The organism is Shewanella sp. ZOR0012 (assembly GCF_000798835.1).
In the GTDB taxonomy this organism is placed as follows: domain Bacteria; phylum Pseudomonadota; class Gammaproteobacteria; order Enterobacterales; family Shewanellaceae; genus Shewanella; species Shewanella xiamenensis.
On sequence record NZ_JTLE01000094.1, the window covers coordinates 1,480,981 to 1,498,610 of the forward strand.

Genomic DNA, 17,630 nt, shown 5'->3' on the forward strand with positions numbered 1-17,630 from the left:
TTTATCCTATCCACCTGCATTACTGTCAGTCGGTAACGGTATTTTATCGACAACACTCATACTACAGACTGAGCTCATTTTAAGCAGGGTTTAAACCAGCGAAATGTATCAGAGCCCATGCCGACACGCCAGTATTAAGTCGGTTTCAAGACTAAGATAATAACTAAACAAAAATTAGGCTTTAATCTTAAGCCGCTGCATGGCAATGAACATCCAAATGACCAATAGCGTGCTACAGGTCGCGAGCGATATCCACACACCGATCACGCCAAAAGCCCAAGCAAAACAGTAGATAATCGCAGCAATCAGTATGAGTTTTGCGCCAGTTAGAATCGATGCTTGTTTCGAACAATTAATCGCTTGGAAGAAGCTCGCCCCCACTAAAATGAGGCCTTCCATCGGCAAGCCCCAGAAATACCATCGCATGCCTTCAATCGCGACGGGCGTAAGGCTTGGGTTATCACCGGCAAACAGGTACACCAACCATTCAGGGCGGGAATAAATCAACAGTAAGCCAAGTGCGGCGGTGAGTAAGGTCATGCCAAAGGCAATATTGCGTGCCTGTTTAACCCTATCGAAGCGCCCTGCTCCCGCATTAAAGCTATAAATCGGCTGAGTACCGAGGGCAATCCCCTCAAAAATCAGGTAGAAAAACGCTTCGGTATAACTGACCACCCCGTATGCTGCCACATGCAAAGGGCCACCAACCCATAAAAATGCGGTGTTATGCAGAGTCAATACAATCGACAGATACAGATTCATTAAAAAGCTTGGCAAACCAACACGGGCGATGTTGATGCAGTTATCAAGCTTAAGCTTCATCTGCTCTAGGTTGATTTTGAGCTGAGTGCACGCCCCAAAAAAATGCTGCAGGCAGAGCAAGCCAGTCACAGCCTGCGACAACATGGTGGCAATCGCCGCCCCTGCTAAACCGAAGGGAAACACCACAATAAACAGCCAATCTAAAAAGGTGTTCAGCACGCCACCTAAGATCAGCACAAAGGTCACCATGGAGGGGCGACCATCGTTACGCAGCAAGGTGGTAAATGTCATTGAGATAATAGGGAAATGACATAAGGCAAAATACCAAAACAGGTATTCATTAGCATTTTCGAGTATTTCTCCCTCAGCGCCGAGGGCGATTAAAATATCTCGCGAAAAAATCCCGCCGATTAAGGCAAAAAATGCCCCTGCCAGTAAACACAAGCTAAAGGCGTTGCCGAGCAATTTACGCGCCTTGGCGACATTGCCTTGCCCCAAGTTAATCGAGACTAACGCGGCGCTGCCCATGCCAATCATGGCACCGACGGCGTAGAGAATCGCGCCCACGGGATAAGCCAGCATCATGCCAGCAAGCCCGGTTTCACCGAGATAATGTCCGACGAAGATACCATCAATGGTGACATATACCCCAGTCACCAGCATGGAGGCGATTGTTGGAATGGTATAGCGCCAGAAAAGCTTCGAAATCGGCTCTTGCAGCAGGCGTTGATCCGTTGCGCTATGGGAAACAGCAGTCATAACCAAATCTCACAAAAATAAAGGCAGGGTGCGCACTCAGATTGTTCTAGCGGTATTCACTTAGATAAATAGAATGATGAACAAAAATGCGGCAATGGATTGTACCTAAATTTTACTTTAATACCAAACCCGATTAGCAGGATAAATTTATAACAAAAACTAATCTACACAATATCTTACTAATGGCACACTTTTACCAACCCATCACGACAAATAAAACACTACTCAATAACAGATGTGGCGAAACTCATCATTTTTCACTACTTTTTTGGTATTTACCCCTTAATTAGGTAAAGTGTAGGTTTATATTGCCCGAAATGAGTTAATTATCGAGGCATTATTTGTCTCTGCAATTTAGCTAACCATTTAATTAATAATGAATTAGTGAAATTAAAGTCAATAACAATAATAAAGGGAAGGACATGAGTCACAATAGTCCAAATGCAGAGAATGATCTGCGCGAAGTCAAACAGTTAGGTATGTGGGCCTCCATCACTAGCCTAAGTTATATTTTTTGGTTAGTGGGCGGCATGGAGCTGGTCGAGCGAATCGCCTATTACGGTGTCAAAGCCAGTGCTGGCTTATACGCCAAAGCGCCTGAATCGGCTGGCGGTCTGGGGATCAGCCTCAGCGACTATGGCATTATTATTTCGCTCTGGGCGATTATGCAAACATTTGTACCCGTCTTTACTGGTGGGATTTCCGACCGGGTCGGCTACAAGGAAACCATTTTCGGCTCGACCGTGATTAAAATCATGGGCTACCTGACTATGGCGTTCTTCCCTACCTTTTGGGGCTTTTTATCGGGGGCACTGCTACTCGCCATCGGCACGGGTATCTTTAAACCCGGTATTCAAGGCACCTTAGTGCTCTCCACCAATCGCAATAACACCTCCATGGCTTGGGGGATATTTTACCAAGTCGTGAATATCGGTGGCTTCTTAGGTCCATTGGTTGCCGTGCATATGCGTCAACTTTCTTGGGATAATGTGTTTTATGCCTGCGCTGCGATTATCTCACTAAACTTCCTGTTTTTATTGACATATACCGAGCCAGGAAAAGCCGAGCGCCTCATCCGTAATCAGCAAATTAAATCAGGTGAAGTCAAACAAGAGTCCCTATGGCGCGACGCTTGGCATGAGCTTAAAAAGCCAATTGTAATCTATTACATGCTGGTATTTTCAGGTTTTTGGTTCTTGTTTAATGCGCTGTTTGATGTACTACCGATTCATATTTCCGAGTGGGTCGATACCAGTGTGATTGTCACTTCGCTCTTTGGTAATGAAGGCACCAGCAACGGTATTTTACAATTCTGGCTCGGATTAAATAATGAAGGCACGAAAGTGATGCCTGAGGGCATGCTTAACCTCAACGCCGGCTTGATTATGACGAGCTGCTTTTTAATTGCCGCCCTGACCGCCAAATACCGCATAACTACTGCCATGTTGATTGGCTGTTTACTCAGTATTTTAGCCTTTGTGTTTATCGGTGCCTTCCATGCGGCTTGGTTTATTGTGCTCGCCATCGCCATGTTTTCGATTGGCGAAATGATGATTAGCCCAAAGAAAAACGAATTTATGGGTAACATTGCCCCCGAAGGTAAAAAAGCCATGTACCTTGGCTTTGTGATGCTACCTCAAGGGATTGGCTGGGGCTTAGAAGGTTATTTTGGCCCAAAACTCTATGAAATTTTCGCCTCGAAAGAGTTGTTCTCACGCGACTTATTACTCGAGCGCGGCATGAGCGCAACGGATGTGAATGCCATCCCGCAGGGGGAAGCCTTTACCACCTTAGTCAGCTTTACTGGCGAAAACGCCCATGATCTGACTCAGCTGCTCTACCACAGCCACAATATCGGTATGGCTTGGTATATTATCGCCGCGATCGGCACCATTTCGGCTGTGGGGATTTATATCTATGGTAAGTGGTTACTGACGCTGCAACGTGCGCAGCAGGCAGCGAACTAATACCTTAACTGCGTTATCTAAGCCGCTAATCGATTCCAATTAAAAAGTGAGTGTGCATGCACTCACTTTTTAATTAACGGCCTTGATACGCGACTAAGTCATTAAATCTAGTCATTAAATCTAGCCTTAAAAACCCGCTAACAGTTCGACCTCAAATTGTTCAGCCGATAGCGCTAATCCTAAAACGTCGCATTGTGCCTGTAACTGTGCAAGCTCCTTATCAACCGCTGATAAGGTCAAGGTATTATCATCCAGCAAATACACCTGGCGTAAACTGGTGAAGTAAAATAGCAATGTAATCAACGCATTTATATCATTGTTCGCCGCAGCTGCTTTGACTTTAGCCAGCTTGCGATAAATGTGATTTTGCAGTTGTTTTAACTGCCACACATAATAAATCTCTTTAAAAAAGGGCTGAGTTTTTAGCTGATAGACAATGGCACTACAAAGTAATACCGCCAAAATCACCCCGAGTAAATTCCAGTGGAAATTTCCTGTAGGCTCACCGGGTAAAGCCTCAACGCCAAAGAGCGCAATTAATCCAGCCCCAAAGCCAAGGGAGCAAACGATCAAGGCCAACACTAAGGCCACCATAAACAGGTTCATATTGCTACGATAAAGGGATTTATCAATTTGCTGTAACTTCATGGGTTCTCTTTTAATCAAAATACGCATTGGCGGCGCAGCATAACCCAGTTTGCTTGAGCTTGCCTGAATAATATAAGTCTTCCGCCATCACACCAACCACAAAGGATACAATTTGAAACAAATATGGTTAAGGATTTATATTATAAAATTACCAATCTTTTTATTTAGTTATCTTCCGGTTATTGAGGCACGGTTATCCGCATTGATGACAGGTACGTGCAGATAGGGATCTAAATCAGTGTACAATTTGCTGATATTCAAAGTACGTAACGATTTATTTAACAAACTCCCCTTACTTGCACCACATTCCACTTGGAATGAAGCAACCATCACAGGAATGAAATGGCATTAAAGAACACCTTGCGAAGGTTAGTTTTGCTCACCCTCATTTGCTTAGTCGCCCCTATAAAAGCAGAGGAGCTCTTTGCTGTAGGGACTCGTTTTAGCCAAATTTTTGAACAAAAACCGGACGGCGAATACATCGGTTTAGGGGTAGATATACTTAATCGTTTTGCCCAGCAACAAAAAGTGACCATTCATTATCAAATAGCGCCTTGGCGCCGAGCGCAATCTATGGTTGAGCGTGGCCAAGCAGATATTTTAATTGGCCCCTATTTTTCGGAAGAACGGCAAAAGCACTTAGCCTTCTCGGCCCAACCCTTTTATCGCGATGAAATCGTTTTTTATGCCAGAGTCAATCATCCCACGCCTTGGGATGGTAGTTATGCCAGTATCCATGGATTAAGAATTGGCAAAATGCAAGGCTGGAGTTACGGCTATTTGTTTAACGAACGCACCAAAACGCTCACAATTAATGAATTTGCAGATCTCAAAAGTGGTATTGAACGCTTATCCCGTGGCGATCTCGATTTGCTTGCCACCAACATACGCAATACTCAAGCGGTGCTCGCGCAAATCAAAATTCCACAGGCAATCACCCCTATAATGCCCAGAATTGATATCCAAGATGGCTTTATGGCCTTTCCAAAAGACGTAAAATTTCAACCACTTCAACAACGTTTCGATCTATTTATGCAACATATGGTTGAGACAGGCGAATTGGCTACACTGGCAAAAATACGTGGCGTTACCATTCCGACCTCAATGCTCACCGATTAATCCCCTTCAATTAACTGGCTAAACATTCCATTAAGGCCAGTTCAATGTGGTCCCAATCCAGCTCTTGGGTTGCAATCATTTCGAGCCGAGAATCAACACAATCATCTAGTTCAGTGACAGTCATATCCCCACTGCTCCAATTGATCCCTGCAATACCATCGCTGGTAATCATCACCGCTTTTAAACGCAGTAAAGTAGGACTTGTTTGGGTCTGGAGGGTAATAAATTGCATTAATTTATCAAAATCAAACTCTTGCATAGGTTCAAATACCCAGCCGCAGCTAAAACAGCCCTCCCCCTGATTTTGCTTACGTACTATGCCACGCGCATCAAACTGGTAGACCTGCTCGCTTGCCTCTCCGGTAAACAGCCCCTGCAAACCCAAAGTGTCGGCAGTGTTACGCAACACACTCCGAGATTGGCTCAATGCGTTAATGCTAGCGGCTAGGTTAATGGCCGGTTTAGGTAAATCACGGCGTGGTTGCTTAAGGAGCTCAAGTAATTGAGCCGATAAGCCTTGAGGCAAACTATGCTCCACCACTGGCGTATTATCGAGTTGTAAGGCATTGAGATAACGAGTTAATTCCTGAGCTAATTGCCTGCCCTGCAATGCCTCAAACTCAGGATACAAATCGGTTTTGGTCGCAACAATCACATCTGCTACTTGCAACTGCTGCACAAAATTGTCATGTCCGCGGTAGCGTTCATCCATTAATTTACGGGCATCGATTAGGCATAAAGTGCTTTGAAGGCGGATAACATGTTGATAATGGGGCGCACTGAGGACTTTAATAATTTCATTAGGGTGCCCAAGTCCCGTAGGTTCAATCAGCAAGCGATCAGGCTTAGCACGGGCGATCAGTTGATTGATTGCCACTTGCGTGGGTACGCCCGCCGCGCAGCACATGCAGCCCCCGGCAACTTCACGAATCTGCACGCCACTGTTGTTTGCCTCTAAGAGGCCCGCATCGATACCGACTTCACCAAATTCATTGACTAATATCGCCCAAGTTTCGCCCTCAGGTTTAGTCTTCAAAAGTTGTTTTATAAGCGTTGTTTTACCGACACCTAAAAAACCTGTGATGATATTGGTGGGAATGGCTTTGACGATCATGGACAACACTCGCAGGGTAACGGGCAACGTTTAGGGGCATTCGAGTGTAGGGATATTCTAGTTAAAGCTCAACAAAAAGCGCGCCTTGGGCGCGCTGCGTACTGCGCTATTTTACTTTATTGCCGCCCTGCGGCTTACCACCAGAACGCTGAGTTTGAAATGGGCTAAATTTCGCCTTATCTTTTGAATACTTACCCTCGCGGGTAGGAGATTTTCTTGCTCTAGCTTGGCTCTCACTCGACTTTCCAACAGCACTGACTTTGCCAATAGTGCGATCTTTTGGTGCTTTATAACTCCATTTAGTTTTAGTGGTTGCCGCGGGAGCATCGCGGTAACGTGCAGGCAGTGGCGTGCCCTCCTCGTAACCAGGCTGCACAGTGACAGGGAGTTGCTGGCCAATTAAAGCTTCAATTTCTGCGAGCATTTCATCATCTGCTGGGCTGACAAATGAAATCGCTCGACCTGACAGGCCCGCACGGCCAGTGCGGCCAATACGATGGACATAATCTTCCGCGAGGAAAGGCAACTCTAGGTTTATCACTAAGGGCAGCGCCTGAATATCAAGCCCGCGGGCCGCCACATCGGTTGCCACCAACACGCGCAGTTTTCCGGCTTTAAAATCATCGAGCACACGATTACGCGCCCCTTGGGTTTTATCCCCATGAAACACGCCCGCGCTGATCCCATCGAGTGTTAACTCCTGCAATAAATGCTCAGCGCATTCCTTAGTACTGGCGAACACCAACACTTGGCGCCAATTATTGCGCCCCACCAGCTCAGATAATAACTCTGCTTTGCGGCGCTTATCGACCCGATACACTAACTGTTCTACGGTCGATGCCGTGGTATTTTCGGCAACATTAACCCATTCAGGTTGATTGAGCATCTTATGGGAGAGTTGCTTCACCGCATCGCTATAGGTGGCTGAAAACAACATCGTTTGATGTACTGGGGCAATAAGGCGCTTCACCTTTTCAATGTCGCGTACAAAGCCTAAATCGAGCATACGATCCGCTTCGTCGATCACTAAGGTCGTTACACTGGACAGGTCTAAATTGAACTGGCCAATAATATCGAATAGTCGCCCTGGCGTTGCGACGAGGATATCGACGCCCTGCTCGACTCCTTTACGCTGCGGATTCATATTCGCACCGCCATAAACCGCTAAGGTTTTAAGGGGCAAAAACTGGCTATATTTTTGAATATTCGCACAAACTTGAATTGCCAACTCACGGGTTGGCGTCATCACTAAGGCGCGCAGCAAGGGTTTATCGGCAGGTTGGGCAGCAAGTTGCTCAAGCACGGGCAAGGCGAAGGAAGCCGTTTTACCTGTTCCAGTCTGAGCACAGGCCATAATATCCTTCCCCGTTAAGGCGAGAGGAATAACCTGTTGTTGCACTTGAGTGAGTTGCTGATAGCCACACTCAGTTATCGCATTCAAAATAGGTGAAGATAAGCCGAGTGTGTCAAATTTCATAGGAACTCTTAGGTGTTAGTCGGTGGAATTGCTCAATGCGCAGCAAAAAAGAGACGAATCGAAGAGATGACTTGTTGTACTCTTCAACATTATTAATTTTCTGCATCATGCCCTTAAATGGGGCCGCGGAGTCTAGCAAAATTCGCGGCGGATTTATAGGCAAAACGTCGCACGCCTGATAAACCTTTCTCGCCTAGGTGTTTATGTCAGCAAATACTTGCTGGCAAACTCACTGGCACTGACGGGTTTAGAGAATAAATAACCTTGGCCATAGTCGCAGCCTGCATTGAGCAACACCTGCCGCTGCGCCTCGGTTTCAACCCCTTCGGCGATGACTTTCATGCCCAATTTATGGGCCATCACAATGATGGCTTCACACAAGGTGTGGTCATTTTCATCCGTATCAATATGACGGGTAAATGATTGATCTATTTTCAAATAGTCGATATCGAATTTCTTCAAATAGGCCAGTGATGAATACCCGGTACCAAAGTCATCTAAGGAAACTTGCACGCCCGCATCCCGATAGGCTAACAATTTTTCGGTCACGCCCATGCTAGCATCAAGCAATAGCCCCTCGGTAATTTCCACACAAACGCCAGTACCAGTGACATCTAACTGCTGCAGTAATTCAAGCCAATTGTGTAACAGAGTGCCCTCATCACGGAACTGTATAGGCGATTTGTTAACACTGATCTGAATTTCCACGCCCAACGTCTTGCGCCATTGGGCGCTTTGACGTGCTGCTTGTTCAAATACCCAGTTACCGATTTCAACAATCAGCCCTGTATCTTCAGCAACGGGAATAAATTCTGCTGGCGATACAGAGCCGCGCTCCGGATGGAACCAGCGCAATAAGGCTTCTGCCTTAGCCACTTCCCCTGTCGCCATCGCTACTATCGGTTGATAATGCAGTTCAAATTCTTTATTCAGCACGGCTTGACGGAGATCGTGAATTAATCGCATGCGGTACTTAGCGTATTCCTGCATCGATGGCGTGAAATAGTTAAACCGATTGCGGCCTTGATCTTTTGCCGCATACATAGCCTGATCCGCATGTTTAAGTAAACCTTCAATACTAGTCGAATCATCGGGGTAAAGCGTGATACCAATACTGGCGCTAATATAAGCAGTTTCTTCACCGAGCAGATAGGGCTCGGCAATACGCCTTAAAATATGTTCGGCAACTCGCTCAATCCCCTTATGATCAGCCATAGCACTTAATACTACGGTAAACTCATCACCGCCAAGTCGCGCCACCACATCGGCATCCCGCACACAGGATTTTAAGCGACTGGCGGTTTCGATCAGTAATTGATCCCCCATGGCGTGACCTAAGGTATCGTTAACCTCTTTAAAGTAATCGAGATCGAGGAACATCAGCGCAAAGTGATTGCGATTACGGTCAGCATTCTTGATTTCGGCACTTAAATATTCGAGCAACATGCGTCGATTAGGCAGGCCAGTCAAGGTATCGTAGTTGGCTTGTTTCCAGATTAAATGTTCACTTTGTTTTTTATCGGTAATATCAGAAAAAAGCGCAACACGACGATAAGGCAAACCCTCGGCATTATTAATCGTATTAATGGTTAGCCAAATGACATACTCTTCATTATTCTTACGCCGTTGGCGCATTTCACCCTGCCACTCGCCTTTTTCGCGAATGTCATTATTCATGCGCTGATAAAAATCGTGATCATTAAGGTCGCAATACATCATACGAATATGCTGTCCACGAATTTCAGACTCGCTATAGCCAGTGATATCGGTAAATGCGGCGTTTACGGTAATAATCACTCCGTTTTCATCGAGTACACTCATGGCTTCGGAGCTATTGTTATAGACTAATGCAGAGAGTTTTAAAGACTCTTCAATCAACTTAGCATCGGTGATATCGGTATAAGTACCGCACATTCTGAGCGCATTGTTATTGGCATCACGGCTCACCACTTTACCGGTATCTAAAATCCAGCGGATGTCGCGGTTAAGGGTTTTTAAGCGATATTCCATCTTATGTTGCGGCGTTTCGCCACGAATATGGGCCTCGATAGAATGCAATACTTTGGGCCTATCCTCAGCCACTATCGAGTCCATCCATTGGCGACTATTGGCATTGAGCATATCGATATCGCAACCTAAAATATCGGCACTGCGGGCGTTTCGCTCGATATGGTCATTACGAATATCCCAGTCCCATACCCCAAGATCGCTACTGCTCAGTACCAACTCAAGTTGCTCACGACTGGCGAGCACCTCCATGTCAGCTAATGTTTGCGCCGTGACATCCAAAAAGCCTGCAATCACTAATAATACCTGATGATTTGCGCGCTTACAGGCTACTGTCATATGGGTGTAAACAATCGAGTTATCCTTGGCAATAAAGCGTTTATCTAATTCGTAATTATCGATTTTGCCTTCAAGCATTAGCTCAAACTTTAATAGATCAGCTTCAACATCACCGGGGTGAGTAAGCTGCTTCCAAGTCATATGCAGCAACTCATCCTCTGAGTATTTAAGCATCTGGCATAACCTTGGATTCACCTTGATCCACTTTTGATCGACGCCAGTAATGGCAATCCCAATATTGCCGACGTTAAATTGGCTGCGGAATAAAAAATCATCTTGCAGGCGAATTTGCTCGTCCCGCTCTAGCTCAAAACGGCGAGATAGCAAAAGACTTAGCAGCCAGGTAGCAAGGGGATAAATCAATAATATTGGTAAGGCGATTTTCGACAATACGGGCAATGCAAGCTGGTTAGGCAGCAGAAAAAACCATGACAACATCACTAAATGCACTAAAAAAGCAAAACCAAAGACTTCTTTACCGGAAATATTGGCAAGATAGGACTTACGATAATGCCGCCATATCACACCGATAAGACCGGAACTGATAATTACGCCAACGCCAACCCACATGGCGACACCGCCAATACTGAGTCGGTACAGCGAAGTGATAACAACGGCAATCGCCGTCGGCAAACCACCAAAAAACAGGCCCGAAACACACAAGATTACAGAGCGGGTATCGAAGATAATACCGGGTTCGTACATCCATGGGGTGCTCATAATCGCGACACCAATGCCACCGATAAATAAGCCAATCCCCAGTCGCCATAGTAAAAAATACTGCCGCTGATGCTTTTTAGGAATCGCATCGTACAAAAACACTAAGGCGAGCAGTAACGCTGCATTTTGTACTAAGGGTAAGAAAATGCTTTTATCCATGGATGTGGAAGCAACTCCAAAAATGAGGAAATGGTCTATCTTACGAAAACTCTCCCCCAAAAGTGTAGCAGAATTGCTTACAAATCATGATCTAATTACATGGGGTAATTCACAAAATGTTGTAAAGTTGTTTCTTGTAATCAAAGGCGATGCTATGCCAATCGAAGCGCCGCGCTTTCGCCTTGCGTTTTAATTGCGTCCAATCACGCGTATTAAATTTATCGAGTGCTTCAGCCAGCTTTGCCAGCATAGCCTCGCCCTGGCTTTTGATATCTTCGCCATAAAACACAAAACCATCGACATTGTCCTCGACCGTATCCCTTAATCCGCCCACGCCATGTACTAAGCAAGGCTGACCGCTACGCATGGCGAGCATTTGGCTAATACCACAGGGCTCAAAAGAACTCGGCATCAGGAACAAATCACCCACTTGATAAAGACACTGGGAGAGTTCCTCATGGTATCCCTGCAGAAATACAAAATGGGCATACTTAGCCGCAAGGGTTTGAAAAAACAGCCCTATCTCTGGGTCGCCGCTGCCAAGCAGCACAAATAGCGCCTTGGGCTGCGTCAGCTGCAACTGTTGCAGTAATGTCTCTAATACCGATAAGCCAGAAGGTAAAATATGGCGCAGGATCAATACTTTTTGATCGGTAAGCCGACCAACAGACGTCAACAGAAAGTTCGGGAACTCCCCCACAGAGGCTTGGCGCCACAGGGCTTGCAGCCGCGTAAAAGCAATCATATCGACGCCACTCACCTGAGTTCGCCCACCCTGCCACAGGGCTAAAGCTGACTCGATGCAACTCAGTAGCTTAGTAAAATCCGTTAATTCCATACGTTCGAGGGAGGTTTGAGCTAAAGCCTCTGGGTATTCGCAACCGTTTAAAATCCCCAGTACTCGACCTTGATCAGCTTTATGTTGCAAATCGGCCTCAAGCCCTTCTCCACCGAAAAAGCCCAACTCTGGGCGAGAGGGAAGCAAGACTTCCTTCGCGTAGGTAGGTGAGACGAGATGCACCTTATCCGCCAGCCTAATCCCCATCCGCATCGGATTAATGCAATGGGGATAACGGGGGTCGATAATCTGGGCGCGTTGGCCCTCATCCAACTGGGCAAATAAGTGAGGAAACCAAGCTGCAAAGCTTGACGAATCATGGCTCAGCGGCCTAATGCCCTGCAGCGCAAGGTTATGAATCGAAAACACACATGCAATGCTTTTTAACGCTTGATACTCAGGCGCCAGCGCTCGCAGCATGGCTAAACATCCCGTGTGCCAGTCATGCAGATGTAGAAGCTGAGGCATAGGCACAAACCCTACCACTAAGGCTTTGGCTACGCTTGCACACAACAGCGCAAACTTAGTCGCATCATCGGCAAAGGGGCGATCACTTGTGCCTTGGCTATAAATCTGCCCGGGGCTCGATTGCCACAGCCCATGCTCGAGCAAGTAAATATTGGCGCCCTGCACCTTGGGGTGCGCCAGCCAATACAACTTAATCGGCTCCTGTCGCCCGGCAAAACTCACCTCAAACTCATGGATAAGTTTGGCCCCAAGGCCCGTTAAAAATCCGTAGCTTGGCATAATGACATCGGCTTGGATCTCAACACCCACGAGGGCTTGGGGCAAGTCATGGATCACATCCGCCATGCCGCCCACTTTCGCCCCTTTCAGCGCCCCATTTTCGGCCGCGACCATTAATATGCGTTTCACCTAACTTCATACTCCAACAGGGTTAATTTTCAAGCTAATTAATGGGTTGGCCTTACTCGTAGCCCACCGGCAGTCCTAACATATCGCGGGTGACTAAGGTAATGCCTTTCTCGGACACCCTAAAGCCTTTTGCCCTATCATGGTCGTGGTTATAACCGATCACTGTGCCTTCGGGGATAATACAACCTCTATCGATGATGGCGTTTTTAATCTTGCAGTGGCGCAGCACCACCACATCGGGCAGCACGACTGAATCCTCAACCACGGAGTAGGAACAAACCCGCACCTCGTTAAACAGCACGCTGCGGCGCACGGTCGCGCCCGAGATAATACAGCCGCCGGAAATAATGGAATCCACCGCCATGCCGCGTCTATCGTCATCGTCAAACACAAATTTAGCGGGAGGTAATTGCTCCTGATAAGTCCAAATCGGCCATTTGGCATCGTAGAGGTTTAAGGCAGGCGTGGGCGATAGCAATTCCATATTGGCCTGCCAAAAAGAATCCAAGGTGCCCACATCGCGCCAATAGGCTTGCTCATTCGGGAAGGCGCTCTTAAAGGGATAGGCAAACACTTTATGTTTTTCGATGATCGAGGGAATAATGTCTTTGCCAAAATCCCGATCGGAATTGGCGTTTTGCGCGTCTTTCTTCAACTGTTCGAACAAAAACTCAGTGTTAAACACATAGTTGCCCATCGAGGCGAGGCACTTCTCTGGATTGCCTGGGGAATGTTTAGGGTATTTAGGTTTTTCTTCAAAGCCTAGGATGCGCATCTCGTCATCGACTTCCATCACCCCAAATGCGCCCGCTGCTTCGGCCACGGGCACCTCAAGGCAGGAGACTGTCATATCGGCGCCGGATTCGGCATGGGCGGCCAGTAAGCCAGCATAATCCATGCGATACACATGGTCACCCGAGAGCACCATCACGTACTTAGGCAACTCATGGCGGATGATGTCGATATTTTGGAATACCGCATCGGCCGTGCCTTGATACCAATTCTCAGAGTAACGTTGTGAGGCGGGCAGAATTTCCACCGACTCACCTAATTCCTTTTTAAAGTGGCCCCAACCACGCATCACATGGCGAATTAACGAGTGCGACTTATATTGGGTCACCACCCCAACACGGCGGATCCCCGAGTTGATGCAATTCGACAGCGGAAAATCGATGATCCTAAACTTGCCACCGAAATACAGCGCGGGTTTAGCGCGCCAGTCGGTGAGTTCATGTAAACGCGAGCCTCGGCCACCAGCCAGAATCAATGCATAGGTTTCACGAGTTAAATTACTGATATAACGTACATTAGACATAGGCTCTACTCCCCAAATAGCACATCAGTGCCGATTGCTTCACAACCACTCTTCCCTGCCGCCCTAAGGCCGCAGGATTGCATACAACTGCGTATTCCTTCGCTCATTAACGACTCCCTTACAGTTTCCAAATTTCATCCCGATAGCCTGCAATCGTCACATCACTGGAGAAGCGACCACTGGCCGCCGTGTTGCGAATGCTCATTTGCGTCCACTTTTTCGGATCTTTATAAGCCTTAGCCACAGCCTCTTGGGCGAGGCGATAACTATCGAAATCCGCCGCAGTCATCCACTGGTCGTCCGCGCTTTCAATCGAGGCGATAATCGGGTCGAAAATTCCCGGTTCCAGTAGGTTAAAATGGCCGCTCTTCAGTAAGGCCATGACTTCGGATAAGGCGTGGGACTCGGCGATAATGCGCTGAGGTTGGTAATCACAGCGCATTTGGGCCACTTGATCGGCGTTGAGGCCAAAGAGGAAGAAGTTATCCTCGCCTACCTCTTCGAGCATCTCGATATTGGCGCCATCTAAGGTGCCTATGGTGAGTGCGCCGTTCATCATAAACTTCATATTGCCCGTGCCAGAGGCCTCCTTACCCGCGGTGGAGATTTGTTCGGAGACATCGGTGCCGGGGCAGATTTTTTCCATCGCACTGACGTTGTAATTGGGCAGAAACGCAAAGCGCAGATAAGGCGCCACCACAGGATCGCAATTGACCATATGGGCAACATTACTGGCGAGTTTGATGATGAGCTTCGCCATAAAGTAACCGGGCGCAGCCTTGCCACCGATCAGCACACAGCGTGGTACCAGATGCTCTGTATGCCCCTGCTGGATTTGATGGTAGAGATGGATCACATGCAGAATATTGAGTAGCTGACGCTTGTACTCGTGGATCCGCTTGACCTGCACATCAAACAGCATTGAAGGGTCAAACTCGACGCCACATTCCTTAGCAATCATCTTGGCCAGCACCGCCTTGTTGGCTTGCTTCACCTCCCGCCACTTTTGGATAAAGCTAGGATCTTGGGTTAAGGCATTGAGCGCCGTCAGTTGGCTTAAGTCCGTCACCCAACCTTTGCCTAAATGGTTGGTTAACAGTTTGGCGAGCGCGGGATTGCAGTGGGCTAACCAACGTCTTGGTGTCACCCCGTTAGTACGATTGTTAAACTTCTCCGGCCACAGGCTATAAAAATCCTTAAACAGACCCGACTTTAACAATTGGGTATGTAATCCAGCGACACCGTTCACCGAAAAGCTGGCCACTATGGCTAAATAGGCCATGCGCACATGGGGATCGGGGCCATCTTGAATAATCGACATGCTGGCCAGTTTGGCACCATCCCCCGGCCAGTGGTGGGCAACTAAATCGAGGTATCTGGCGTTGATTTCATAGATGATTTCTAAAATACGCGGCAGCATCAATGCCATCATACGCACAGGCCAGCGCTCTAATGCCTCGGGTAGCAGCGTATGATTGGTATAAGCAATGGTTTGACTGGTGATCGACCAAGCGGCATCCCATTCGAGACCATATTCATCCACCAGCAGCCGCATTAACTCGGGAACCGCAATACTTGGGTGGGTGTCATTCAATTGCATCACATTTTTTTCAGCAAAATGAGTGAAATCATTGCCATGGTGATGTACCCAACGTTTTAAAATTGCCTGTAAGCTAGCGGAAGACAAAAAATATTGCTGACGCAGCCGCAGCTCCTTACCGTTTTCGCTGGCATCGTTGGGGTAAAGCACCATAGTGATCTGCTCGGCGAGGTTTTTACGCGCCACGGCCTCTGTGTAATCGCCTTGGTTAAATTCTGCTAAGTCAAAATCATCCGTCGCTTCGGCCTTCCAGAGTCTTAAGCTATTCACGCGACCATTGCGATAGCCAGGAACAGGCATATCGTAGGCAACAGCGAGCACATCTTGGGTATCGACCCAAATCATGTGCCTGCGCCCTTGTTTATCGACATAGGATTCGGTGTGACCAAAGAACTTTACCGTCACATTATGGTGCGGAACACGCACCTCCCAAGGGTTGCCCTCACGTAACCAGCGATCAGGGCGCTCAACCTGATAACCATCAACTATCTTTTGGGCGAACATGCCGTATTCGTAACGAATGCCATACCCAGTCACGGATAAGTCCATGCTGGCGCAACTATCGAGAAAACAAGCTGCAAGCCGCCCAAGGCCACCATTGCCTAAGCCCGCGTCATGTTCGGCCTCTTCTATCTCCTCGAGTGAAACAGAGTAATGGCTTAACGCCTCGCGGCTATCTTGCTCTAACTCTAAGTTTAACAAGGCATTGCCCAGTGTCCTGCCCATTAAAAACTCGAGTGACAAATAGGCCACTTGTTTGTTGTCGTAACAGCTATCTTTGATGCGCGTCTCACGCCAATCATCCAGCATTTGCTCTTTTACGCTGAGAGCCAGCGCTTGAAATAATTCACCACGCGCCCCTTCGCCGCGGCTTAATCCATAGCGAACATGGCGAGTAAAAGAAGCGGGTAAGGCATCACAGGGCTCGCAGGGTTCGGGTGCTGTTTTGCTCTTACTTTCAACCGTCTTTGTTGAACGTTTTTTGGGAGTAACGCCGCTGGTATTTGGGCTCAGCTCACTGTTATGACTCATAGTTAATTCCTTATAAAATCAGCATGAAACAGCATAAGACTGCGATCCTGTAGCAAGTACCGCGTCGGTGAGGACTGAGCATCCAGCGGCTCAGTGGGAGTTAAAAATTGTGGGTCCGTTTGGGTATGCAGCAGGCATTGCCACGGTCCTAAACCGTCAAAAACCGGCAGGGTAAAGGCCAAAGGGTGCTCATCAGCATTAACCATCAACAGCAGTGCTTGAAGGTTGTCACCCTGAGTCTGCGGCTGAGTGGCAGTTAAATTGCCTGATAACACCACACTAAGACTGCGCCCAATGGACTCGCTCCACAGGCTTTTGCTCATAGGTTCACCTTGACGGCTAAACCAATCCAGCCTCACCCCCGCACGGGTTGAGACAGGGCTTGCAGCTTGGATTGCAGATGCCTCAGGTGACCAATTGAAGGCATTGGCCACTAGCTGCTCATGGATAAAACGTTTGGCGCACAGCAGCGGGAAGCGTTTACGCAAGGCAATCAGCTGTGAGGTGAAACTCAGCAATGAGCTATCCATGCCATCCGCTGACCAATCGAACCAATTCAAGGGGTTATCTTGGCAATAGGCGTTATTATTCCCGCCTTGGGTGCGGCCCGCCTCATCACCACTGAGTAACATAGGCACCCCTTGGGATAAGAATAATGTGGTCAATAGATTGCGTTGCTGGCGGGCGCGCAGCGCAAGAATGGTGGCGTCGTCAGTTTCGCCTTCTACCCCATAGTGATAGCTGAAGTTCTCATGGTGGCCGTCGCGGTTTTCTTCACCGTTGGCCCAATTGTGCCGCTCGCAATAACTCACTAAATCTTTGAGGGTAAAACCATCGTGACTGGTTAAAAAGTTGATACTGGCGGCAGGAGGCCGGCCGCTATGCTCAAAGAAATCCC

10 protein-coding genes and 1 pseudogene are annotated in these 17,630 nt (G+C 47.6%); 2 read left to right on the forward strand and 9 right to left on the reverse strand.

Translation table 11 applies throughout. The features are described from left to right. Positions 1-174: 174 nt before the first annotated feature. Entirely contained in the window at positions 175-1,521 is a 1,347-nt protein-coding gene (locus L976_RS08180; protein ID WP_047535881.1) for an MATE family efflux transporter, read from the reverse strand. Positions 1,522-1,943: 422 nt separating this feature from the next. Here L976_RS08180 and L976_RS08185 point away from each other — a divergent pair, with 422 nt between their 5' ends. Then, positions 1,944-3,488, forward strand: a complete 1,545-nt coding sequence (locus tag L976_RS08185; RefSeq protein ID WP_047535884.1) for an MFS transporter — start codon at positions 1,944-1,946, stop codon at positions 3,486-3,488. Positions 3,489-3,614: 126 nt separating this feature from the next. On the opposite strand, the gene L976_RS08190 is transcribed toward L976_RS08185, so the two are convergent. Then, on the reverse strand, positions 3,615-4,136 hold the full coding sequence (locus L976_RS08190; protein ID WP_047535887.1) for a DUF3087 domain-containing protein: 522 nt from the start codon (positions 4,134-4,136) through the stop codon (positions 3,615-3,617). A 342-nt stretch (positions 4,137-4,478) separates the two neighbouring features. Between L976_RS08190 and L976_RS08195 the strand changes: the two genes are divergently transcribed. Further along, a complete protein-coding gene (locus L976_RS08195; RefSeq protein ID WP_047535890.1) occupies positions 4,479-5,255 on the forward strand; it encodes a substrate-binding periplasmic protein in 777 nt (258 codons plus the stop codon). Positions 5,256-5,265: 10 nt separating this feature from the next. Here L976_RS08195 and L976_RS08200 read toward each other — a convergent pair whose 3' ends face one another. The 7 genes and pseudogenes from L976_RS08200 to L976_RS08230 all read right to left on the reverse strand — a co-directional run. Further along, positions 5,266-6,369, reverse strand: a complete 1,104-nt coding sequence (locus L976_RS08200; RefSeq protein WP_047535893.1) for a CobW family GTP-binding protein — start codon at positions 6,367-6,369, stop codon at positions 5,266-5,268. 106 nt (positions 6,370-6,475) lie between these two features. Then, a complete protein-coding gene (locus L976_RS08205) occupies positions 6,476-7,846 on the reverse strand; it encodes a DEAD/DEAH box helicase (RefSeq protein WP_047535896.1) in 1,371 nt (456 codons plus the stop codon). Between the two features lie 201 nt (positions 7,847-8,047). Beyond that, entirely contained in the window at positions 8,048-11,071 is a 3,024-nt protein-coding gene (locus L976_RS08210) for an EAL domain-containing protein (RefSeq protein ID WP_047535899.1), read from the reverse strand. Positions 11,072-11,180: 109 nt separating this feature from the next. Then, positions 11,181-12,770, reverse strand: a complete 1,590-nt coding sequence (locus L976_RS08215) for a glycogen/starch synthase (RefSeq protein ID WP_047535902.1) — start codon at positions 12,768-12,770, stop codon at positions 11,181-11,183. Positions 12,771-12,837: 67 nt separating this feature from the next. Continuing rightward, positions 12,838-14,100: a glucose-1-phosphate adenylyltransferase gene (glgC, locus tag L976_RS08220; RefSeq protein ID WP_047535906.1), complete on the reverse strand. Its 1,263-nt coding sequence runs from the start codon at positions 14,098-14,100 to the stop codon at positions 12,838-12,840. A 118-nt stretch (positions 14,101-14,218) separates the two neighbouring features. Further along, positions 14,219-16,732, reverse strand: a complete 2,514-nt coding sequence (locus tag L976_RS08225; protein ID WP_047535909.1) for a glycogen/starch/alpha-glucan phosphorylase — start codon at positions 16,730-16,732, stop codon at positions 14,219-14,221. A 2-nt stretch (positions 16,733-16,734) separates the two neighbouring features. After that, positions 16,735-17,630 (reverse strand): annotated as a pseudogene (locus tag L976_RS08230) (glycogen debranching protein GlgX); the annotation flags it as partial.

Excerpts from the sequence above, each read along its gene's own strand:
- L976_RS08180 (WP_047535881.1), bottom strand. The coding sequence starts at position 1,521 with ATGACTGCTGTTTCCCATAGCGCAACGGATCAACGCCTGCTGCAAGAG.
- L976_RS08185 (WP_047535884.1), top strand. The coding sequence starts at position 1,944 with ATGAGTCACAATAGTCCAAATGCAGAGAATGATCTGCGCGAAGTCAAA.
- L976_RS08190 (WP_047535887.1), bottom strand. The coding sequence starts at position 4,136 with ATGAAGTTACAGCAAATTGATAAATCCCTTTATCGTAGCAATATGAAC.
- L976_RS08195 (WP_047535890.1), top strand. The coding sequence starts at position 4,479 with ATGGCATTAAAGAACACCTTGCGAAGGTTAGTTTTGCTCACCCTCATT.
- L976_RS08200 (WP_047535893.1), bottom strand. The coding sequence starts at position 6,369 with ATGATCGTCAAAGCCATTCCCACCAATATCATCACAGGTTTTTTAGGT.
- L976_RS08205 (WP_047535896.1), bottom strand. The coding sequence starts at position 7,846 with ATGAAATTTGACACACTCGGCTTATCTTCACCTATTTTGAATGCGATA.
- L976_RS08210 (WP_047535899.1), bottom strand. The coding sequence starts at position 11,071 with ATGGATAAAAGCATTTTCTTACCCTTAGTACAAAATGCAGCGTTACTG.
- L976_RS08215 (WP_047535902.1), bottom strand. The coding sequence starts at position 12,770 with ATGGTCGCGGCCGAAAATGGGGCGCTGAAAGGGGCGAAAGTGGGCGGC.
- glgC (WP_047535906.1), bottom strand. The coding sequence starts at position 14,100 with ATGTCTAATGTACGTTATATCAGTAATTTAACTCGTGAAACCTATGCA.
- L976_RS08225 (WP_047535909.1), bottom strand. The coding sequence starts at position 16,732 with ATGAGTCATAACAGTGAGCTGAGCCCAAATACCAGCGGCGTTACTCCC.